This window comes from Agarivorans sp. B2Z047, from assembly GCF_023373605.1.
Lineage (GTDB): Bacteria > Pseudomonadota > Gammaproteobacteria > Enterobacterales > Celerinatantimonadaceae > Agarivorans > Agarivorans albus.
Map to the genome: position 1 here is coordinate 355140 of NZ_CP088080.1, position 22631 is coordinate 377770.

Below are 22631 nucleotides of genomic sequence, written 5' to 3' on the forward strand. Positions count from 1 at the left end.
TTGGCTAATTTCTTAGCTAAGAAAGCTAATATAAGTTTGTAGCACGATCAGATTCACAATGTCGATGAAGAAAGCGCCGACAATAGGCACTACCATAAATGCTGGTGGTGAAGGCCCATTGCGAGACACTAGCGCACTCATGTTCATCACTGCCGTAGGGGTCGCACCTAAGCCAAAGCCACAATGCCCGCCAGCAATTACTGCAGAGTCATAACCTCCTCCCATAAACCGATAGCTAACATAGCTAGCAAACAGCGCGATCATAATGGTTTGGCAGAGCAAGATAATCAGTAGTGGTAAGGCTAAATCAAAAATCTCCCAGAGCCTTAAGCTCATTAAAGCCATCGACAAAAACAGCGATAAAGAGAGAGTGCCAAGTAAGTCGACGCATTCGTGGTTAATTTCATAGCGGCCACTAAACTCGCTGGCGTTGGCTATCAGTACCCCAAAAAATAAAGCGTATACAAAATCAGGCATTTTCAGCCAAGAGAGGGCAAGTTCGGTTTCCAGACCTTTGGCTATCTTGGCCATTACCACGCAAACCAGTAACAAAAATAGCACTTCGATCACTGATGTTGGGGTAACTAAATCTTCTTCTTTGCGGCTATAAGTGACTAAATCAGGGTGGGTTTTGTGATGGCTTTTTCCCTTAGAAAAGGGGGACTCTAGGTTTTTTTTGTTAATTAGCCGTTGACCAACAGGGCCACCGATAATTCCGCCCATCACTAATCCAAATGTAGCGGTGGCCATGGCAAACTCTAAGGTTTGAATATTGTATTCATCGGCAAAGATCTGGGACCATGCAGCCCCTGTTCCGTGCCCGCCTGAGAGCGTAATTGAACCGGCGAACAAACCCATCATAGGCTCTAAACCTAGCAAAGTGGCTAGTACTACACCTAAGCCGTTTTGCAGCACGATATACAGTGAAGCAATTGCCAAGAAAACAAAGACTTTCCTGCCGCCTTTAATCAATAATTTGTAGTTGGCGGCGAGGCCAATGGTTGCGAAGAACATTAGCATTAGGGTGTCTTGCAAGGGCAGCGCAAAACTAAGCTCAATACCGCGCATTTTAAGTACAGTTATTACAATGGCTACCACTAAGCCGCCCACAATTGGCTCTGGAATGTTGTACTTTTTAAGGATGGCCACATAGTGGCAAATAATGCGCCCGATAAACAATACGGTAAGGGCCACAAGAAAAGATTCCAGTTCTCCAACTGAATAAACAGTGTCCATACATTCAAAGCCTTACAAAGAAATCGACCTATTTATTTAGTGTAGTTGGCGGTTTGCTATGTGTGAGGATTTTATTGTTAACAATTGCTGAAGGATTAAGGTAAATCGGAAGGCTAAAGCGAGGGTTCAGAACAAATCAGCGGCAAAAATAAGGCTAAGCATTATTATGCTTAGCCTTTTATGTACTAGCGAAGAGTTACAAACTCTTCTGCGCTAGTGGGGTGAATCGCGACACAAGCGTCAAAATCAGCCTTAGTTGCGCCCATTTTCATGGCTACACCAAAGCCCTGTAAGATCTCATCCATGCCTAAGCCAATGCCGTGAAGGCCTACTACTTTTTGCTCGTCGCCAGCACAGACTAGTTTCATCTTGGTTACTTGGCGGTGTTGGGTAACGGCGGTGTACATGGCTCCAAAGCTAGAGTTATACACTTTCACGTTATCTTCACCGTATTGAGCAATAGCTTCCGGCTCGGTTAAACCAATGGTACCAATGGCTGGGTGACTGAATACTACGGTAGGAATTAAGTCATAATCCATTTTTGCGTTGGTCTGGCCATTGAATAAACGCTCAGACAATAAACGGCCGGCTTTTACCGCAACAGGAGTCAACTCAACCTTACCTATGTTGTCGCCCACTGCATAAACCCCAGCGACGTTGGTATTTGAGTACTCATCAACCTTAATGTAACCGTAGTCATCGGTTTCAACACCAATGCCTTCTAGGTTAATTTTGTCATTGGCGGGTTCACGGCCAATTGCCCAAATTACGCTATCTACTTGCAAGCTATTACCATTTTTAAAGCTAACAACTAGGCTGTCATCAGCTTGTTTTTCAATGGATTTAGGAGTGCTATTGGTATGTAATGTTGGCCCGTCTTCGGCCATTATCTCTACTAAGGTTTCGCTTAGCATAGGATCAAAGTTACGCAGTGGAGCATGCTTGCGAACGGCTAAATGCGTTTCGCTGCCTAGCGAGTGCAATACGCCAGCGAGCTCAACCGCGATATAACCAGCACCTAGCACCAATACTCGCTTGGGTTGCTCGGTAAGAGCAAAGAAACCATCGGAATCAATGCCTAGCTCGGCGCCTGGAATACTAGGAATCGTCGGGCGGCCACCGGTAGCAATAAGAATGTGTTTTGCGCGGATTTGTTCGCCGTTTACTTCAACAGTATTAGCGTCGACAAACTTGGCAAAGCCGTTGATAACGGTCACGCCATTATTGCCTAACACGCGGTCATAAGAGCCATGGATACGCTTAATGTAGGCTTCGCGGCTTGCCACTAGCGTAGACCAATCGAACTTATTTACCTGAACATCAAAGCCATAGTCTGGAGCGTAGCGGTGAATGGCTTCTGCAACTTGAGCGCCGAACCACATGGCTTTTTTGGGTACACAACCCACATTTACACAGGTGCCGCCAACGTGGCGGGCTTCAACTAAGGCAACTTTTTGTCCGTACATAGAGGCACGATTTGCCGAGGCGATACCGCCACTGCCTGCACCAATGCATAGGTAGTCGAATTCTCTCATTAAGGTACTCCGAATAGGGGCCGAAAACTTGCAGCAGTATAGCCTGTACTAAAGACAGATGTTAATCAGCTTTTTGCGCTTGGTAAGGTAAGCGGATAGAAAAGTGCACCCCTTCATCAGGTTTGCTGTCAAAAGCAATGTGCCCTTTAAGTAGCTGAACCACTAGGTTGTAGACAATGTGTGTGCCTAAACCACTGCCGCCTTGGCCTCGTTTTGAGGTGACAAAGGGGTCAAAAATTCTCTGAGCAATGTTGCTATCTACGCCGCGTCCCGAGTCACGGTAGTCGATATGCAGTTGGTCGTCTTCTCGGTGAATAGAAATGTCTATACGTTTATCACCTTCCCAGCCTTCAAAGCCGTGTTTAACCGAGTTTAAAATCAAGTTGGAATAGATTTGAGTAAAGCTCCCAGGGAAGCTGTAAAGCTCTAAGTCGTCATCACAATCAACGACTATCTCACAGCCCGAACGTCTAATTTTGTGGCCTAAGGAAGTGATTACTTGGTTAACATTTTCGTTAAGGTTAAAGGTGTAACAAGCCTCGGAGCTTTGGTCTACCGCCACTTGTTTGAAGCTGCTGATAAGGTCAGAAGCACGGCGTAAATTGTTTAGTAGTAATTCGGTAGATTGGTTGAGGTTTTGAATTAACTCTTCCATAAACTTGCGGCTTAGTTTTCCGCTCTCAATATTCTTCTCTAGCTGGTTACCTTGCTCTTGCAAGTAAGAGGCGGCTGTTACACTAATACCAATTGGCGTATTAATCTCGTGGGCTACGCCAGCCACTAAGCCACCCAATGATGCCATTTTTTCGGCTTCAACCAGAGATTGCTGAGCGTTTTTAAGCTTGTCGAAGGCACTGGCTAATTGCAGGTTACTTTCTTCTAGTCGCTCGGTACGAGATTGCACTTTTTGCTCTAGCTCATCGTTGAGCTCTTTAATCTCTTTCTCAACGCGTTTTAGAGGGGTTACGTCGTAACCAAAGGCAATCATTCGTGATACATGGTTGCCCTCGTAAAAAGGCACAAAGGTCCACAGTAGGGTGTATTGATTGTTGGCTTGATCCGTAAGAGTTAATTCTTGGTCTTGAATAACCCGCAGCTGGCGCAAATCGGTTTCAATTTTCTCGCGCATGTCATTATCAATAAATACGCTTAGCCAATTTTGCCCTTCTAATTCTTCTTGGTGGAATCCGGTGAGCATTACCCCAGCAGGGTTAGCGGTGAGCACATTAAGCTGATTATCAAGGGTGACAATAACCGCGTTACTCGCGTTAATTACCGTTGCAGAGAAATCACGCTCATGTGCCAGCTGTTCAGTAGCTTTGAGTTTTTGATCAAATTCGTGGTCGATCTTTTGGGTCATTTGGTTAAGGGTATTAACCAGTTCTCCTAACTCATCGTTACGCGTTTTATTGCCAGTATCAATTTTTAACGGTGCGCCTAAGTTATCTAGGTCAAGGTTGCGGGTGTACTCCACAATGGTATTTAGGTGGCGCACAATCACGTAATAAATGATGAACAAAATACCAATAGAAACCACTAAGGTTTTCACGGTTTGGCTGATTAAGATCAGCATGGCTTTTTGCCACAAGCGCTCATAAACCTGCTCTAGTGAGGCTGCCACAAACAGCTTACCTACCATTTCACCTTGATAGATAAGCTCAAATTCTTGGGATAAGTCGTAACGGTCAGCAGAGCGGCCGCGTGCTAGCAAAGGCACTTCAGAAGATCCCAAGATTTCTTTTACCAACACATACTGCATATTGGGCAAATTCATAATGCCCTCAATTTGTACCTCAACTTGCTCTTCGTCTAAGTTCCACAAACTGGCGGCGATGGGTTGCAAAAAACTTACTTCAATTTGATCAATGCTTTCTTCGATAACTTGAACGTCTTGTTTGTAGTCGTAGCGAAGTTGGATAAGAGTGATGATAAGAGCAAGCAGGGTAGAACAGATAAGGATGTAGGACAGCATCCGTAATGATAGGCTGTTAGTGCCTTTATTTAAGGCTAGTTTTTGCCACAGCCCTGAGTTTTCAACTCTTGGAGTATTGTTATTATTGTCCATTAATCGATGAGTCCTGTTGGTCTAGGTTATTGATAAACCAAGAAACCAAAATAATCCCTAAGGAAATCATAGTCTAATTCAAAGCTATGTAAACTGTCCAAATCACTAAACGTGGGTTGATTTACAAATTTTTAGCCCCAGATTAATCTATTCATAGCTAGGGTTTGTTGATCTTTCGAGCTGATTTTTGCAGCTGTTGTGGATTATTTATACAAGGCAGAGGCTTTGATGTGTAGCTTGCCTACAGGAGAAGCCGATAACGCAGTAGAAATAATCCACAAACGCTGCCCGAAGGGTTCGGCTAAAATCGTTTTATGCTTTGTTAAGGCGTATTTACCTAGAACAACTAGGCGACACACGCCTTGCCGCGCCTAAAACGATTTGATCTCGAACAAAATTTAACCGCGAAAGGTCAACAGACCCTGACATTTCTCAATCTTTAAGGATCCCCTATGAGTAACCCTTTACTTGATTTACCTGGATTACCTCCGTTTAGCAAAATTAAACCTGAACATGTGCAGCCTGCAGTAGAGCAAGTGATTGAGGAATGCCGCACCACCATTGACGAGGTGCTTAAGCACGCTACGCCAACCTGGCAAAACTTTATCTTGCCCTTGGATGAAGTGAATGACCGCTTAAGCCGTTTGTGGTCACCAGTGAGCCACTGTAACTCGGTGGTAAATAGCCAAGAGTTGCGCGAAGCTTATGAAGCTTGTTTACCGCTATTGTCTGAATACAGCACCTTTGTTGGCCAACATAAAGGTTTGTATCAAGCCTACAAACAACTCGCCGATAGCGACGCCTTCGCCAGTTATAATCTAGCCCAGCAAAAATCGATTAGTGACGCATTACGTGACTTTGAATTGTCGGGCATTGGTTTAGAAGCCGAGCAGCAAAGCCGTTATGGTGAGATTGTGAAGCGCTTGTCTGAGCTATCTTCGCAGTTTTCTAATAATGTATTGGATGCCACTTTAGCTTGGCAAAAACAGATTACCGATGTAAATGATCTCGCCGGTCTGCCAGAGTCTGCTTTAGCTGCCGCTAAACAAGCCGCAGAAGCCAAAGAACTTGATGGCTACTTACTAACCTTAGAGTTTCCAAGTTACTTGCCGGTGATGACCTATGCCGACAAGCGTGAGCTGCGTGAAGAAATGTACCGCGCTTTTAGCACCCGCGCCTCGGAGCAAGCAAGTACCGATGAAAAGTTCGATAACACCGCGATTATTGATGAAGAACTAGAGCTGCGTAGCGAGCTAGCAAAACTGCTGGGTTTTGATAGTTACGCCGATAAATCGTTAGCCACTAAAATGGCAGAGTCACCCTCTCAAGTTTTAGGTTTTTTAAATGACCTTGCTGCGCGCTCTAAACCGCAAGCTGAGCGCGAGTTAGCCGAGCTAGAAGCCTTTGCCAAAGAGCAGCATCAGGTATCTGACATAGCGGCTTGGGACATGGCCTATTACTCTGAGAAACTAAAACAACATACTTATGCTATTTCTGATGAACAGTTACGCCCTTACTTCCCAGAAGACAAGGTACTTGGCGGTTTGTTCGAAGTGGTTAAACGCCTATTTAAGGTTGAGGTAAGCGAGAAGCAAAACGTAGATACTTGGCATTCTGACGTACGCTTTTTTGAAATTAGCGATCAAAGTGGAGAGCTGCGCGGCTCGTTCTATCTAGATTTATATGCCCGCGAACATAAACGCGGCGGCGCTTGGATGGATGGTTGTATTGACCGCCGTGTCGACGCCAAGGGTGAGCTGATTAAACCTGTTGCTTACTTAACCTGTAACTTCAATAAACCGGTAGGTGATAAACCAGCGCTATTCACTCATGATGAAGTGATTACCTTGTTCCATGAGTTTGGCCACGGTATTCACCACATGCTTACCAAAGTGGACGAAGCTGCGGTGTCTGGCATAAACGGTGTGGCTTGGGACGCTGTAGAGCTACCTAGCCAGTTTTTAGAAAACTGGTGTTGGCAAAGTGATGCTTTGGCCTTTATTTCTGGCCACTACGAAACGGGTGAGCCACTGCCACAAGCTTTGTTAGACAAAATGTTAGCGGCTCGCAACTTCCAATCGGCGATGACTATGGTGCGCCAATTAGAGTTTTCGTTATTTGACTTCCGCTTACACCACGAGCCAGCCAATGGCCGTAGTGTATTAGATCTATTAAACGAAGTGCGTGCACAAGTATCGGTAATTAAGCCACCTAGCTTTAACCGTTTTCAGAACAGCTTTAGCCATATTTTTGCTGGTGGCTACAGTGCAGGCTACTACAGCTACAAATGGGCTGAAGTATTGTCGGCAGATGCCTTCTCTAAATTTGAGGACGAGGGTATTTTTAACCCTGAAACTGGCTCGCACTTCTTGAGCAATATTCTTGAGAAAGGTGGCTCGCAAGAACCTATGGAGCTGTTTAAAGCCTTTAGGGGGCGTGAGCCGAAAGTTGATGCCTTGTTGCGTCACTCTGGTATTGCCGCCTAACTTTGCGGGTAAAAGATCAATTAAAACGCGGCTAAAGCCGCGTTTTGTTTATGTAAACTTGGCCAAACTGTTAGCAACAACCGGTGGATGTTGAGTTAAGCTTGTCTAAGTGCTGTTTATCTTTCGAGCTGATTTTTGCTGCAATTTGTGGCTTATTAATACAAGGCAGAAGCTTTAACGTGTAGTGAGCCTACATGAGAAGCTGATAACGAAGTAGAAATAAGCCACAAATGCTGCCCGAAGGGTTCGGCTAAAATTGTTTTATGCTTTTTTAAGGCGAATTTACCTAGAATGCTAGGCTACACTCGCCTTGCCGCGCCTAAAAAGATTTTTTCGCGAACAAAAATTAACCGCGAAAGATAAACAGCCCCTAGTTATTGAACAAAGAGATGGATTAATGTTTGAAGAATTTGCCCAGTGGTTAGAGCAGGAGCAAGCTCAACTAGCCACGTCTAATTGGTTATTCGATGTATTTGTCGTGTTAAGCATCACTCTGGTGGCCTTTTTGGTTTGGCGTATTTTAGCCTCACGCATGAGCCGCCTAACCGAGAAAACCAAAACCGTATGGGATGATGCTATCTGGTTTTCACTTTGGAAACCGATTAACTGGATGATTGCGGTAGTGGGCTTGTCACTAGTGGCTGTAGCCTTTGCCAATGCCTTGGATTCAGACTTTAAGCCTTACATTCCAATTATTCGCCAAGTGATGGTTGTGTTCATGTTTGCTTGGGCAGCCATGCGCTTTGTGCGCAGAGCCGAAGAGCAGCTGATAGTGGTGGGTAAAGATAAAACCACCGTGCAGGCAGTGGCTAAGTTATGCCGAGCTGCTGTAATCATTTTGTTTTTGTTAGCGGTGTTTCAAACGTTAGGCTTTAGTATTTCTGGCGTATTAGCCTTTGGCGGTATGGGCGGATTAATTGTTGGTATGGCCGCCAAAGATCTGTTGGCTAACTTTTTTGGTGCTCTGTTGGTCTACTTTGATAAACCCTTTAAGGTGGGTGATTGGATCCGCTCGCCCGATCGCAGCATTGAAGGCACGGTTGAAAACATAGGCTGGCGAGTGACTAAAATTCGCACCTTCGACAAACGCCCTTTGTACGTGCCTAACTCCATTTTTTCTAGCATTGCCGTAGAAAACCCCAGTCGAATGAGCCATCGGCGAATCAAAGAAACCATTGGTATTCGTTATGATGACGCGAGCAAGATGAGTAAGGTGGTGGCAGAAGTAGAGCAAATGCTACGTAATCATCCCGAGATAGATACCAGCCAAACCTTGATGGTAAATTTTGATAGCTTTAATGCTTCGTCACTGGATTTCTTTATCTACACCTTTACTAAAACCACCAACTGGGTGAAATATCACGAAGTGAAGCAAGATGTCTTGAATAAGATCGTAGAGATTGTGGAAGCTAATGGTGCCGAGTTTGCCTTCCCTACTCGTACTCTTCATTTAAACCCTAGCCCAGCAGATATAGAAGCATAATCAAAAGAGCAGAAACGGCAGCTTTGCTGTTTCTGCTAAACCTTATATTCGTCTATTAACCCCTGCATATTTATTCTTTGTTTAAGCGTAAAACCTCAAAAACTTACTGGTGATTTCAGCCTATTCTTATGGCTTTAGGCCAAATGGCTTTATTTTTATCCTGTAAAATTTAATTTAACCTTATCAAAATTTAGTAATTCAGCAGAGCAGTAGCATATTTGAGATAAATAAGGTTTAAATTTTGGATTTAGATCTATTTGTAGCTTAAAAGTTTAGTTGTGCGAGATATGTTGCTGTATGTGATCGGTGTATTGTTTTTAGTCTAGATAAATAAGTTGTTAAAACCCTATGTGATAGTGCCAGCTTCAGGAGGCCGACTTGTGAAACACTGCAAACTTAGGGTAAAACAACAGCCAATGGGGTGAAATCTGCATTATGGTTTAATGCGGCACTTCTGCAAACACACTCAATATAACAAAAAGCTAACATGGAGTTATCAATGACTAAATGGACAAAATCAGCTTCAGGGGTAGCGGTATCGCTAGCTCTATTTGGCGCTGCTACTTTTGCACAAGCAGCAGACACAATTAAAGTAGCAATTGCTGGCCCAGTAACTGGTCCGGTTGCGCAATACGGTGACATGCAATTTGCTGGTGGCGGCATTGCAGTAGAATTGCTTAACCAAGCTGGCGCACTATCTGGCAAGCAAATTGAAGCAGTTGTTTACGATGATGCTTGTGAGCCAAAACAAGCCGTGGCCGTGGCCAACAAAATCATTAACGACGGCGTTAAATACGTAATTGGTCACCTTTGTTCAGGTGCGACTCAGCCAGCGTCAGACGTTTATGAAGATGAAGGTGTATTGATGATTACGCCTGCTTCAACTAACCCAGACATCACTACCCGCGATTACCAACTTATTTTCCGCACCATTGGTCTAGACAGCGACCAAGGCCCAACTGCTGCACGTTATATTATCAATGCAGTTAAACCTGAGCGTGTAGCCGTGATTCACGATAAGCAACAATACGGTGAAGGTATTGCTACTTCTGTGAAAAATGAGCTAGAAGCTGCTGGCACTAAAGTAGTGGCTTTTGAAGGTGTAACAGCTGGTGATAAAGACTTCTCAGCACTAATTGCTAAGTTGAAGAAAGAAAACGTAGATTTTGTTTACTACGGTGGTTACCACCCAGAGCTAGGTTTGATTCTTCGTCAATCTTCAGAAAAAGGTTTAAAAGCCACCTTTATGGGGCCTGAAGGTGTGGGTAACAAAGACATTTCTGCGATTGCTGGTGCAGCTTCAGAAGGTTTATTGGTTACGCTTCCTAAGAAATACGACTTAGACCCTGCTAACAAACCAGTGGTAGATGCTTTAGTTAAAAATGGCGACGATCCTACTGGCCCATTCGTATGGACAGCCTTTGCTGCCATGCAAAGTATTGTTGCTGGCGTAAATGCTGCGGGTGATGATCCAGAAGCTGTAGCCGAATTCCTACGTGGTAACACCGTTGAAACGGTTATGGGCCCACTTCAGTGGGATGCTAAAGGCGACCTTAAAGGCTTCGACTTTGGTGTATTCACTTGGCACGCTGACGGTTCTTCTTCAGCAGCTAAGTAAGCGCGTAATACCACACCGGCTAACGATAGGTTAGTCGGTGTTTCTGTTTTTAAGACACTAAATATACCAAACAAGATAAGTCAGCTGGGTAACAAGGTTATCAGCGGTTTGGGCCGCAACACTGAATACACTTACTTGCCGGTATAGGTGGCGTTGGCCACTAGATTGGGGCAGTTATGTCTGAGCAATTTTTCTATTTCTTTCAGCAGCTAGTTAATGGTTTAACCATTGGTAGCACCTACGCACTTATCGCCATTGGTTACACCATGGTGTACGGCATTATCGGTATGATTAACTTCGCACATGGTGAAGTGTATATGATCGGTAGTTACGTCGCGTTTATCGTGTTAGCTGCATTGGCCTTAATGGGCCTAGACTCCTTACCTATTTTGTTATTTGGTGCGTTTGCAATAAGCATCATTATTACCAGCGCCTACGGCTGGACCATTGAAAAGATCGCCTATCGGCCAGTGCGCGGCGGTAATCGCCTAATTGCACTCATTTCGGCCATTGGTATGTCTATCTTCTTGCAGAACTTGGTGCGACTGTCGCAGGGCAGCCGAGACATTGCCATGCCCAGTTTAATTACTGGTGGTTGGACATTTGGTCCAGAAGACGGCTTTAACCTAACTATTTCCTACATGCAGTTAGTTATTTTTGTAGTGACCTTTGTCACCATGATTGCACTAACTACCTTTATTACTCACTCGCGTATGGGACGTGCCTGTCGCGCATGTTCTGAAGATATCGGTATGGCCAACCTATTGGGGATTGATACCAATAAAGTTATCTCTCTCACCTTTGTGATTGGTGCTGCATTAGCGGCAGTAGCGGGCGTGCTATTGGGTATTTATTACGGTGTAATTAATCCTTACATTGGCTTTATGGCAGGCTTAAAAGCCTTTACTGCAGCGGTTTTAGGCGGTATTGGTTCTATTCCTGGCGCAGTGGTAGGCGGTTTGTTGTTAGGCATTACCGAGGCGATTACCGCAGGTTACTTTAGTACTGAATACAAAGACGTAGTGTCGTTTGGTTTGTTGTGTTTTGTATTGTTATTTATGCCTACAGGTTTGTTAGGTAAGCCGGAGGTTGAGAAAGTATGAGTAAGCTCAATCTCTCTGGTGCATTAATTTCTACTATCACTTTTATGCTATTGGCCGGCTGGCTATTGGGCATTCGCATGGAGCCAAGCAGCAGTGGTTTAAACTTGGCTTTGGCCGATGAAGGTCATCTAAAATGGTTATTCATTGGCATGGCGGCAGTATTTGTTAGCCAGTTACTTCATCCGCTGTTATTTAAGAAAAAAGTCGGAAAAGCCCCAAGCAAGGGCTTTAACTTTAAACTGCCTAGTCCGGAGCAAAACCCAAAGGCTTATCGCTTGCTGGTGTCTTTTGCCTTAGCTGGCGCAATTATTTGGCCCTTTATGGTAAGCCGTGGTTCGGTGGATTTGGCGACGCTCACGCTTATTTATGTGATGCTTGGCTTGGGCCTAAATGTAGTGGTTGGCTTAGCCGGCTTGCTAGATTTAGGTTATGTAGGCTTTTATGCAGTAGGTGCATACACTTATGCGCTGCTAAGTGCCGACGGCTTTGGTTTTTGGCTTTGTTTGCCTATTGCTGGCGCTATGGCAGCCTTGTTTGGCTTTTTATTGGGGTTCCCAGTATTGCGCCTACGGGGTGATTACTTAGCTATTGTAACGCTAGGTTTTGGTGAAATTATTCGCCTATTGCTGAACAACTTAACTCACCTTACCGGTGGCCCAAACGGGATTAGTGGTATTCCTAAACCTACCTTGTTTGGTTTGGAGTTTAACCGCCGCTTGAAAGGCGAGGGTTTTGATACCTTCCACAACTTTTTTGGTATTAGCTACAACTCGCAATACAAAGTGATTTTCTTGTATTTAATGGCCTTGTTATTGGTGGTGCTAACGGTAATTGTGATTAACCGTTTATTAAGAATGCCAATTGGCCGTGCATGGGAAGCACTACGTGAGGACGAAATTGCCTGTCGCTCATTAGGCTTAAACCCTACTGTAGTTAAGTTGAGTGCCTTCACTATTGGCGCTGCCTTTGCCGGTTTTGCCGGTAGCTTTTTTGCTGCACGTCAGGGCTTTATTAGCCCCGAATCTTTCACCTTTATTGAATCGGCAATTATTTTGGCGATTGTGGTACTGGGCGGAATGGGCTCGCAAATTGGTGTCGTTTTGGCGGCGATTATTATGACGGTATTGCCAGAGATGGCGCGTGAATTTAATGAATATCGCATGTTGATGTTTGGTTTGATGATGGTATTTATGATGGTTTGGCGACCACAGGGCTTATTGCCAATGTCTCGTCCTCATATTGAGTTAAAAGAGGAGGCCAAGGCATGAGTGCTTTATTAGATGTAAATGGCCTTACCATGCGTTTTGGTGGCTTATTGGCGGTAAACAATGTTGCCCTTAAGCTAAACGAGAAAGAAGTGGTGTCGGTAATTGGCCCAAATGGAGCGGGTAAAACCACGGTATTTAACTGCTTAACAGGCTTTTATAAACCTACTGCCGGACAAATTCTTTACCGGGGCGAAGCACTTCAAGGTTTGGCGGGTCATCAAATTGCTCGCAAAGGCGTTGTTCGTACCTTCCAACATGTTCGTTTGTTTAAAGATATGAGCGTGGTCGAAAACCTATTAGTGGCGCAGCACCGTCATTTAAATACCAACCTCTTAGCGGGTTTACTAAAAACGCCAAGTTTTAAAAAGAGTGAGGCAGAAGCCTTAGCCTTTGCTGAATATTGGCTTGATAAGGTTGATCTAAAAGAGTTTGCCAATCGCAAAGCGGGTAATTTGGCGTATGGTCAGCAGCGCCGCTTAGAGATTGCCCGTTGCATGGTAACGCGTCCAGAAATTTTGATGCTTGATGAGCCTGCCGCTGGTTTAAACCCTAAGGAAACCGACGATCTAGACCGCTTGATTATGGACTTGCGTGACAACGAAAATGTATCGGTATTGCTGATTGAGCACGATATGAAGTTGGTGATGGGCATATCCGATCGTATTTACGTGGTTAACCAAGGCTGTCCTTTAGCCAACGGTTCGCCAGAAGAAATTCGCAATAACCCCGAGGTGATTAAAGCCTACTTGGGCGAGTTTTAGGCTGAGGTAGAAAATAACAATGTTAGAGTTAAAAAATGTTTCAACCCACTACGGCCCAATTCAAGCTCTGCACGATGTAAGTGTAAAAGTGAACCAAGGCGAGATTGTGAGTTTAATTGGTGCCAATGGCGCCGGTAAAACCACTTTGCTAATGACTTTGTGTGGCGACCCGCGAGCCAGCAGTGGCCAAGTTTTGTTTGACGGTAAAGACATTACCAATAGTCAAACCCACGACATTATGCGTGGCGATATTGCTGTGGTGCCAGAGGGCCGCCGGATTTTCTCACGTTTAACCGTTGAAGAAAACCTGCACATGGGCGCGTTTTTTGCGACTAAGCAAGAAACCGCCGAGCGCATTGAAGAGGTATATAGCTTGTTCCCTCGTTTGTTAGAACGGGTGAGTCAGCGCGCGGGTACTATGTCTGGTGGTGAGCAACAAATGTTGGCCATTGGCCGCGCCTTAATGAGCAACCCTCGTTTGCTGCTATTAGATGAGCCTTCGCTTGGTTTAGCGCCAATTATCATTCAGCAGATTTTTGATATTGTGGAGCAGTTGCGCCAACGTGGAATGACGGTGTTTTTAGTAGAACAGAATGCTAACCAAGCGTTACGCTTAGCCGACCGCGGTTATGTACTGGAAAATGGCAGGATTGTTCTTGAAGACACAGGTGATAACTTGCTGGTGAACGAGGATGTGCGTAAAGCCTATCTTGGCGCCTAAATCCTTATCCAGAACTAATTTAAGCAAGCTTCGGCTTGCTTTTTTTATGCTTACAGCTAGGGTCTGTTGATCTTTGGTGATGGATTTTGCAGCAATTTATTAGCCATTTAGGCAAGGCAGTGAGTGTGCAGTTAAGTGGTCTTAATAATCACTCGCTAACGCTGAATAAATGGCTAAGAAATGTTGCCTGAAGGGTTCGGATAAGCGAACTTTACTCTTTGTTAAGCACTTCTTGCTTAGCCCACTAGGCTTCTAAGTGCTCGCCGCGATTAAAGCCCGCTTATCTTGAACAAAATTTCAACACCAAAGATCAACAGACCCTAGTAATCTCCTTATGGTTTGTGGCTTTTTCTTTGCCCTTAAACCAGTTAAAGTGAAACAAAAATTACAGCGGTGAAAAAGATGATGGAACAGTTTGAACAAATTGATGTAAATGGCGCTCAGCAAAAGCTCGCGTCAGAAGGCGCGGTATTGCTAGATATGCGCGATCCGCAGTCTTTTTCTCAAGCTCATCCTGTTAATGCCTTTCACCTAAGCGATGGCAGCCTAAATCAGCTTATTTCGGAAACCGAGTTTGATACGCCACTTATCGTAATGTGTTACCACGGTATTTCTAGCCAAGGTGCTGCGCAGTATTTAATTCATCAAGGCTTTGAAGAAGTATATAGCCTGCAAGGTGGCTTTGAAGCCTGGCGCCAAGTTGCTCCTTTTGAATCAGGTGATGCTGAGTGAAGCAATTAATCGTAATGGGTAACCCTCGGGTCGCTCAAGCTTTTGTAGATTATATGGCGGTGCTTAAGATTGAATGTCAATTGGCACCAGCTGATCAAGGTGTGGCGGTTTTTTTAATTGATGAGCAACATCTAGATAAAGCTGAATATGAACTCAAGCAGTTTATTGAAAACCCTAACGACGAAAAATACCTAGCAGCTTCTTGGACTGTGGCCGATAGCCGTAAAGCTAAATTCTCTTATGGTGGAAAGGGGCTGGTTAAAAGTGCTTTTTTTGCACATGCTGGCCCGGTTACTTTGGCGGTTTTGCTGATTTCCGCTGTGGTTTATTTGTTTATGAATATTGGTTTTGAGCGCTATTTGATGCTCAACCTTACCATTACGCCACAGTTGAGTATGTTAGCCTCAGATCAGTTTTGGCGAGTGATAACACCTATCTTTTTGCACTTCTCGGTGATCCATATTGTCTTTAACGGCTTGTGGTGGTGGCAGTTGGGGGGAGAAATTGAACGCCAGCTAGGTAGCTCTAAATTATTGCTGATTACCCTCGTAGCAGCGGTAATTCCCAATGTGGCACAGCTGCTGGCAACTGGCCCCTACTTTGGCGGTTTGTCGGGGGTAGTGTACGCCTTACTGGGGTACTGTTGGTTTACCGGTTGGTTGCGCCCGCAGGCTGGCTTACAGCTTAGCCCGGCTATTGTTGGCTTTATGTTAGTCTGGCTGGTCATTGGTTTTATGGATGTGGTGGGGCCTTCTACCGCTAACTTGGCCCACTTATTTGGTTTGTTTGTTGGTTGTGCTCAGGCGCTGTTAGATAAATTTTTCGACAAGCAGCAGCCCAATTAACATTAGTTGTTAATAAGCAAAAAGCCCATCGACGATGGGCTTTTTGGGTTTAATCTATCAACTAGCTTTATTGGTATAAGTACTTAGTGAACAGCAATTTGCTCACTAGCTTTTTACCGGTTTCTTGTACTAATAAATCGTTGACCGCTTCTTGGCATAAAATGCGAATTTCTTCGCGGCCTTTTAAAGACTTAATGTCTTCTTCACGTTGATGACCCAGTATCTCGATAATTGCGTCGCGAATGAGTGGTGCGTGGTGCTCAATGCTGCTTAAAGCACTTTGGTTCTCGACCATTACTTCGGCAGTAATACGCACATAACCAAGCTTCTTGCCGGTGCTAATGTAGTTAGTAATGATATCGGGTTCGAAGCCAAAATATGCATAACTAGAGTTTCCTGCTTCTTGGCTGTAGGCCAGCGAGGAGAAGAATAAGCTGCAACATAACAGCAAGCTGTGAACAAATTTCATGCGACGGTGTGTTTCCTTGGTAGTCCTAGCTTTATTGTTTCTGTTAGCGGGCACTAGGTCAAGCTGGTGATGGAAAATAATACAAGACTTGTTAAGGGCTGTTGGCCTTTCGAGCTGATTTTGCAGCAATTTATGGCTTATTTATACAAGGTAGCGGCTCTAGTGTTTACCTAGCCTGCTAGGCTGTACAGGACTTGCCGCGCTTAAAACGATTTACTCTCAAACAATATCTCATCGCGAAAGAATACCTGCCCTAGTAAAGCGGCTTTGTAATGTAGTTTAACCTTATAAATTATTGCTGATAAATGTAGGCAAATCAGCGAAGCATTCGTACAAAGTAGAGTTTACTTTAAACCGCTGTTTACTGGATAATGCCAGTCTAATTCTTTGCAATGTGATCGCGTGAAACCAAATCAACAGCAGCCTTGCGGGGCCGATGGTAAGTGGCAATTGCCACAACAAGTAAGCATGACAGCACTACAGTTGCGTGACTGGCTAGAGTACCCAGGTTCGTTAACTGCGCGCTTACGCCAACATTGCCAGCAATTTTCTATTCAAGTGTTGTTTGAGGGTTATGCCGAGATAGCCAATCATGAGCTTAAGACCTTGGCCTGCGCAGGACCCTATTGGGTGCGTGAAGTACTGCTATGCTGTGATGGCGAGCCGTGGGTATTTGCGCGTAGCGTGATACCTAAAAGCTCTTTAGAAGGGGATGCCGCAGAGGTGAGCCGACTCGCTAATAAACCACTAGGTGAGTTACTGTTTACTGATAAAGGCCAACGACAAACTTTAGAGTTAGCCCAAATTGACCAAAGCTCGGCAATTTACCAGCATGTTAAAGACCCGCAGCCTTTGTGGGGGCGACGTTCACGTTTCTTATTAGCCTCGGCACCATTATTGGTTTCTGAGATTTTTTTGCCATCTTGTATTGCCTATCAAGGAGAAAGTGGTGTTGCAGCTAGCTAACGCAAAACCCTATTGGCAGTTAATGCGGGCGGACAAACCCATTGGCACTTTATTGTTACTGTGGCCGGCTTTGTGGGCACTTTGGTTAGCCGCCGAAGGATTACCCGATTTTTCTATTTTGCTGGTGTTTGTATTAGGGGTGTTTTTTATGCGCTCGGCTGGCTGTGTGATCAATGATTTTGCCGATCGTAAAGTGGATGCCCATGTGAAACGCACTGCTCAGCGTCCGCTGGCCACTGGAGTGGTAAGCGAGCGTGAAGCGCTCACCTTATTTTTTGGCTTGGTGGTGTTGTCGTTTCTGTTGGTGCTAAGTCAAAACACCCTTACCATTTTGCTATCTTTTGCAGCCCTAGTATTGGCGGCAATTTATCCGTTTATGAAACGCTATACCCATTTACCGCAGTTGTTTCTTGGCTTGGCCTTTAGTTGGTGTATTCCCATGGCTTACGCGGCGCAAACCAACGCTGTGCCTGCCGAGGCGTGGTTGCTATTAGTGGCTAATGTGTGTTGGACGGTGGCTTACGATACTAAGTATGCAATGGTTGATCGCGATGACGATTTAAAAGTGGGTATTAAGTCTACCGCCATCTTATTTGGCCGTTTTGATAAACTGATAGTGGCGCTGTTACAGGCTACCAGTTTGCTGTGCTTGGCGCTTTTAGGTCATGTGAAGCAATTAGGTTTTATCTTTGATCTTGGTTTGCTCGCTGCAGCGGTATTGTTTGTCTATCAGCAAAAATTGATTAGGTATCGTGAGCGAGAAGCGTGTTTCCAAGCTTTTTTAAACAATAACTATGTAGGTTTGGCGGTGTTTATAGGCATAGCCAGCCATTATGCATGGCTGGCTATTAGTGCGGCTTAAGCTTCTAAATCTAACAATTCACTGATCGATTGGTACACCCCATCGGCCAGCAATGGCGAGAGTTGCTTGAACAAACCCTCTGCCGATTGACTGTCACTTAAACCCTGCTCGCGAATTAGTGAGAGTAAGTTAGTGGTAATGCGTTTGTCGTAGTATTCCGGCGCGTCGATATTGTGTAACTGCGCTAAACGTTGTGCGCCGGCCAATGCTTGCTGTTCTAACTCTGCACGCTCTAGGTGAGGGCGCTTGGCCAGCAACGCTGCAACAATGGCGTAGCGGTGCAAACTTTCTTGAGCCACTTGAGCTAGCAGCAACAAACGCCCACGACGTTGGCTGTCAATGTTAAAGCAATCGCCTTGATCACTAATTAGTTTTAGTGCGGCAAATTCTTCTAAGTAGCGGTCAGCCAGGTCGCTCATGTCACTTACTTGATAACGCAGGAATAATTCACCTTTTAACAAAGGGTAAAGCTGCTCAAGTAAGGCGACCAATTGGCTACGGCATAGGCTACGATGTTGCAATAACGCAGTGGCAATAAAGGCTGGAATAATTAGCAAATGGATAATGTTATTGCGATAGAAGTTAAGCAGTACCTGCTGTTTTTCATCTAGGCCAATAATTTCGCCTAGGTAGTCGCTGCGAATTTCAAACTTATCGAGGCTAATAGCCTGATCCAACAGTGTTTCTGCATCTACTTCCGGTAGCGTTACGTGGTCACTATAAGGCACATTTTCGATTAAAGATGTGTATAAACTTATCTGCTTAACTAGTTGCTTGCGCGGCAGGGCTCGGTTCTCGGCGGCCAATAAAATAGTGGCGCTTAAACACAAACCATTTACCGCAGCGGCGCTGTTAATATTCACCATTAATTGGTTGGAAATATCGTTAACCGCAGGCACCAACCAGTTGGGTTTTAAACCTTCTTCTGGATGTTCTCGCCACTCCGGCGCTAGTTTGTTTAAGCTTTGGTTTACGTTAATCGGCTCACCAAAGTTTACATAGCCGTGGCCAAAGTTGCGCAATTTACGCAGCATACCAAACAGGGAAAATAACGATTCTTTATCTTTAGATTTGCCTTTTAGCTCTTTGTAGTAAGTGCCTACTTCCATTACGTGCTCGTAACCAAAGTACACGGGGACAATCGTTACCGGGCGCTCCAATCCTTTTAGCATGGCTTGAACGGTCATGGCTAACATGCCGGTTTTAGGTGGCAATAAACGCCCAGTGCGGCTGCGACCGCCCTCGGTAAAGTACTCTACTGAATAACCGCGGCTGAATAGTTGCCCTAAGTACTCTCTGAATACGGTGGAGTAGAGTTTGTTACCTTTGAAACTGCGGCGAATAAAAAACGCGCCAGAGCGGCGAAAGAACGGACCGGCAGGCCAGAAGTTTAAGTTTACTCCCGCTGCAATGTGCGGCGGCACCATGCCTTGGTGGTATAAAACATAAGACAGCAGTAGGTAGTCCATGTGGCTACGATGACAAGGTGCGTAAACTATTTCATGACCTTCTTGGGCCAGCTTACGCACTTTTTCTGCGTGGTTTACTTCAATGCCTGAATAGATTTTGTTCCAAACCCAACTGAGTACTGCGTCGGCCATGCGTAAGTTACGGTAGGAGAAGTCGGCAGCAATTTCTTCTAAATATTTTAAGGCGGCTTGGCGAGCGGCAGCCTTGTCGATGTTCTTGGTTTTTGCTTCTTCATTAATCGCTTCACGAATGGTTGCCGAAGCCAGTAGTTGCTCAAACATGTGGCGACGGTTTGGTAACTTGGGGCCGGTTGCGATCATTTGCATGCGACTAAAGTGAATCCGAGCTACGCGTGCCAGTTTGTGGCCAATACGTTTGTCTGAGCCTTGGCGTTGCGCCATGTCTTTAAGTGATACCGGTGGACTAAAACGGACTAAGTTTTCGCGGCCTTTAAAGATAACTTGCCAGGTTTTCTTTAACACCCCGGCAGGGCGCTCGGGCTTGCCGCCCATTAAGTCGTCTACACTCTCGCGCCCCGGATAACGGTCCCAGAATAACTTAACAGGCACTAGCTGCGCGTTATGGCTTTCGTCACTACGGTGAATGGCCAAGGCAGAGGTGAATTGCTCAATGGTTTGCTCTAGGGTTTCGCCGTTGCCATCAACTAAAAAAGCTACCCGTTTATGCGCTTCGCCAGCAAACATTACTGGTTCAAAGGGATCGGGTAAGCCAAGTTCTTTACAGGCGAGCTGTAGGGTTAATACATCGGCCAATGAATGACTAGGGATCACATAAATAATCGGCTGAGTTAAATCTAAATTGAACTCAGTGATGGGATTGTCTGGGACAAATTTTCCGCGAGTAAAAAAGCCAATTATTGCTCGCGAAACGGCTAAAACTGGAGAGGGTAAATGTAACATCTCAAGAGCTTATAGTGGTGAATTGATACAGGGCATAGGGTAGCAGACTTATCTAAATTTGGCTTTGATTTGATGCAATATCTTAAATAATTAAGAATCTAGATAAATAACTGAAATAAGGCTCAAGAGTTACTCTGGGTAGGTTATTCTTGCTGCAAAAATTAGTTTATTTAGTTGTGGATGCTATTGTTAATAATATGTTGCTAAGAATTTTCATTAGGCTTACCACGCTAAGGAATGTGTTATGACCCTGCCCACAAAAAGCTCAGTATTCGCCTTATTGCTATTTGTTTCATCAATGGTTCAGGCGGCCTTTATTACCACCAATGAAGCGGCAATGGATGAAATATATTCGCAAGCTAGCTTTGGCCAAAATATCATCGATATTCGTATTGGTACGGCCAGCGAGTTGGTGTTTCCTGAACTGCTTGATATAACCACTAGCGCAGAAGTCACCCAGCTATTTAATCAGCACGTTGGCCCAGCCAATGTAGTTAACTTCTATTTCATCGATACCATTAGTGCCTGTGGTAGCTTTGTGCTTACGGGGATTGTTGGTTGTGGTGAGTACTTTGGTAACGATTTTGTGGTTGAGTCTTCCTATGCTGCAGGATCTTTTGGTGGAGAGCTATTAGCACACGAGCTCGGTCATAATTTAGGTTTGCCTCATATGAATGGTGCGTTTTTGATGAACCCATCGTTGAACAATCAAACCCTGATTACACCTGATGAGGTTGAGCGTATTTTTAACAGCCCCTTGGTGCAAGGCGATGAAGATTACTATTGGATAGACATTAATCCGGTGCTGATTGTGGCAGAAGCTACCAGAGTTAGTGAGCCGCTATCGGCAGGGTTGTTTGCCAGTATTCTGTTGATGCTAGCTTGGAGAAATGCTGGCTTTAAAACAAACAAGGGTGTAACAGCTTAACTGTTACACCCTTGTCATTAAGAGCTCGAGTTACTTTTCTAGTTTAAGAAAGTAATCGAAAATCTCTGGTACATTGCCGTTGCCTAGGCCTGCATCTAGTGCAGCGGCTAAGTTAGCAGAAGAACCTTCAGCGATTTTAGATTCTGTGCCTAAGTCTTTTACCATTTCTAAGAAGTAGCCAAGGTCTTTGTTTGCGTTAGCAATAGAGAAGCCTAAGTCACTAACACCATCTACAGCGTAATTTTTACAAAACTGCATGAACGGTGAGTTAGAAGGGCCAGCTGACATAATGTCGAATAACTGTTGGCGGTTTACACCAGCGCGGTCGGCTACAGCAAATGCTTGCGACATAGCAACAACAGTAGTCATACCCATAAAGTTATTTACTAACTTAGTAGTGTGACCAGCGCCAAGAGCACCTAGGTGGAATACATTTTCACCTTGCTCGTCTAATACCGGTTTAACTTTGTTAAAGGTATCGATATCGCCAGCTGCCATAATGTTTAGCAAACCATCTTTAGCGTGAGCAGGAGTACGACCTAATGGTGCGTCAATCATGCCAGCGCCTTTAGCGGCTAGGTCTTCACCAATCTTACGGGTAGAGGCTGGGATAGAGGTACCAAAATCTACTAATACCGCGCCTTCTTTAATACCAGCTAAAATGCCGTCGTCAGCGTAGATAAGTTTTTCAACTACTGCAGAAGTGGTTAAACAAAGCATTACAATGTCACTAGCTGCTGCTAGTTCTTTTGCAGAGCTTGCTTCTTTAGCACCACGAGCAACACACGTTGCAACAGCCTCTTTATTTAAGTCCATTACATTTAGTTGGTAACCGCGCTTTTGCAGGTTTTCAACCATGTTGCCGCCCATAAGACCAAGGCCGATGAAACCGATGACAGGTTTTGTCATTTTCAACTCCAGTAAATCATATTGTATTATTAATAGGGGCTAAGCATATACCTCAGTCACTTTTTAAGCAATTGGCCAGCGGCTTTTATTTATCTTAAAGTACGAATTATTTGATTTTGATCGTACAAAAGCCGTCCTTTATTGCCCTCTAAGCAGAAATTCCATAAAGCCAACAAACCTTAATTTTCCGCTTTTAGTACTTAGTTCGCTTTTTATTACAAGCGCTTTGGTGCCGACCTAGCGACTAGAATGCG

The 22631-nt window shown here is 44.7% G+C and carries 18 protein-coding genes; 12 read left to right on the forward strand and 6 right to left on the reverse strand.

What is annotated here, in order from left to right:
* Positions 1 to 12: 12 nt before the first annotated feature.
* The 3 genes from gltS to LQZ07_RS01675 all read right to left on the reverse strand — a co-directional run bounded on the left by gltS (position 13) and on the right by LQZ07_RS01675 (position 4836).
* The gene (gene gltS / locus LQZ07_RS01665; RefSeq protein WP_152783602.1) at positions 13 to 1236 is read right to left on the reverse strand and encodes a sodium/glutamate symporter; all 1224 of its coding nucleotides are present in this window, start codon (positions 1234 to 1236) and stop codon (positions 13 to 15) included.
* Positions 1237 to 1421: 185 nt separating this feature from the next.
* On the reverse strand, positions 1422 to 2771 hold the full coding sequence (gorA, locus tag LQZ07_RS01670) for a glutathione-disulfide reductase (RefSeq protein ID WP_152783600.1): 1350 nt from the start codon (positions 2769 to 2771) through the stop codon (positions 1422 to 1424).
* Positions 2772 to 2832: 61 nt separating this feature from the next.
* Positions 2833 to 4836, reverse strand: coding sequence for an ATP-binding protein (locus LQZ07_RS01675; RefSeq protein ID WP_016399761.1), 2004 nt, complete (start codon positions 4834 to 4836; stop codon positions 2833 to 2835).
* 452 nt (positions 4837 to 5288) lie between these two features.
* Here LQZ07_RS01675 and prlC point away from each other — a divergent pair, with 452 nt between their 5' ends.
* The 9 genes from prlC to glpG all read left to right on the forward strand — a co-directional run bounded on the left by prlC (position 5289) and on the right by glpG (position 15853).
* Positions 5289 to 7322: an oligopeptidase A gene (gene prlC / locus LQZ07_RS01685; RefSeq protein ID WP_152783598.1), complete on the forward strand. Its 2034-nt coding sequence runs from the start codon at positions 5289 to 5291 to the stop codon at positions 7320 to 7322.
* Positions 7323 to 7719: 397 nt separating this feature from the next.
* Positions 7720 to 8805 (forward strand): mechanosensitive ion channel family protein, encoded by a 1086-nt coding sequence (locus tag LQZ07_RS01690; protein WP_016399759.1) that lies wholly within the window; start codon positions 7720 to 7722, stop codon positions 8803 to 8805.
* Positions 8806 to 9304: 499 nt separating this feature from the next.
* The gene (locus LQZ07_RS01695; protein WP_152783596.1) at positions 9305 to 10423 is read left to right on the forward strand and encodes a branched-chain amino acid ABC transporter substrate-binding protein; all 1119 of its coding nucleotides are present in this window, start codon (positions 9305 to 9307) and stop codon (positions 10421 to 10423) included.
* A gap of 176 nt (positions 10424 to 10599) precedes the next feature.
* Positions 10600 to 11526 carry a high-affinity branched-chain amino acid ABC transporter permease LivH gene (livH, locus tag LQZ07_RS01700; RefSeq protein ID WP_016399757.1) on the forward strand — a complete coding sequence of 309 codons (927 nt, stop codon included), beginning with the start codon at positions 10600 to 10602 and terminating at the stop codon, positions 11524 to 11526.
* A complete protein-coding gene (locus LQZ07_RS01705; RefSeq protein ID WP_152783594.1) occupies positions 11523 to 12794 on the forward strand; it encodes a high-affinity branched-chain amino acid ABC transporter permease LivM in 1272 nt (423 codons plus the stop codon). The genes livH and LQZ07_RS01705 overlap by 4 nt, the downstream gene beginning before the upstream one ends.
* Positions 12791 to 13555 carry a high-affinity branched-chain amino acid ABC transporter ATP-binding protein LivG gene (gene livG / locus LQZ07_RS01710; RefSeq protein ID WP_152783592.1) on the forward strand — a complete coding sequence of 255 codons (765 nt, stop codon included), beginning with the start codon at positions 12791 to 12793 and terminating at the stop codon, positions 13553 to 13555. The genes LQZ07_RS01705 and livG overlap by 4 nt, the downstream gene beginning before the upstream one ends.
* Before the next feature lie 19 nt (positions 13556 to 13574).
* Positions 13575 to 14276 carry an ATP-binding cassette domain-containing protein gene (locus LQZ07_RS01715; RefSeq protein ID WP_016399754.1) on the forward strand — a complete coding sequence of 234 codons (702 nt, stop codon included), beginning with the start codon at positions 13575 to 13577 and terminating at the stop codon, positions 14274 to 14276.
* Positions 14277 to 14681: 405 nt separating this feature from the next.
* Positions 14682 to 15008, forward strand: a complete 327-nt coding sequence (gene glpE, locus LQZ07_RS01720) for a thiosulfate sulfurtransferase GlpE (RefSeq protein WP_040306647.1) — start codon at positions 14682 to 14684, stop codon at positions 15006 to 15008.
* Positions 15005 to 15853, forward strand: coding sequence for a rhomboid family intramembrane serine protease GlpG (gene glpG / locus LQZ07_RS01725; RefSeq protein ID WP_040306577.1), 849 nt, complete (start codon positions 15005 to 15007; stop codon positions 15851 to 15853). Before glpE ends, glpG begins: the two co-directional genes overlap by 4 nt.
* Positions 15854 to 15920: 67 nt before the next feature.
* Here glpG and LQZ07_RS01730 read toward each other — a convergent pair whose 3' ends face one another.
* Positions 15921 to 16322: a flagellar basal body-associated protein FliL gene (locus LQZ07_RS01730; RefSeq protein ID WP_016399751.1), complete on the reverse strand. Its 402-nt coding sequence runs from the start codon at positions 16320 to 16322 to the stop codon at positions 15921 to 15923.
* Positions 16323 to 16724: 402 nt separating this feature from the next.
* Between LQZ07_RS01730 and LQZ07_RS01735 the strand changes: the two genes are divergently transcribed.
* Both LQZ07_RS01735 and ubiA read left to right on the forward strand, forming a co-directional pair.
* The gene (locus LQZ07_RS01735) at positions 16725 to 17288 is read left to right on the forward strand and encodes a chorismate lyase (protein WP_016399749.1); all 564 of its coding nucleotides are present in this window, start codon (positions 16725 to 16727) and stop codon (positions 17286 to 17288) included.
* Positions 17275 to 18150, forward strand: a complete 876-nt coding sequence (gene ubiA, locus LQZ07_RS01740; RefSeq protein WP_152784032.1) for a 4-hydroxybenzoate octaprenyltransferase — start codon at positions 17275 to 17277, stop codon at positions 18148 to 18150. The genes LQZ07_RS01735 and ubiA overlap by 14 nt, the downstream gene beginning before the upstream one ends.
* Here the strand turns inward: ubiA and plsB are convergent.
* Positions 18147 to 20540 (reverse strand): glycerol-3-phosphate 1-O-acyltransferase PlsB, encoded by a 2394-nt coding sequence (gene plsB, locus LQZ07_RS01745; protein ID WP_152783590.1) that lies wholly within the window; start codon positions 20538 to 20540, stop codon positions 18147 to 18149. The two genes, ubiA and plsB, sit on opposite strands and share 4 nt — an antisense overlap.
* A gap of 244 nt (positions 20541 to 20784) precedes the next feature.
* Between plsB and LQZ07_RS01750 the strand changes: the two genes are divergently transcribed.
* Positions 20785 to 21468, forward strand: coding sequence for a PEP-CTERM sorting domain-containing protein (locus LQZ07_RS01750; RefSeq protein ID WP_152783588.1), 684 nt, complete (start codon positions 20785 to 20787; stop codon positions 21466 to 21468).
* 30 nt (positions 21469 to 21498) lie between these two features.
* On the opposite strand, the gene LQZ07_RS01755 is transcribed toward LQZ07_RS01750, so the two are convergent.
* Positions 21499 to 22377, reverse strand: coding sequence for an NAD(P)-dependent oxidoreductase (locus tag LQZ07_RS01755; RefSeq protein ID WP_016399745.1), 879 nt, complete (start codon positions 22375 to 22377; stop codon positions 21499 to 21501).
* Positions 22378 to 22631 lie beyond the last annotated feature (254 nt).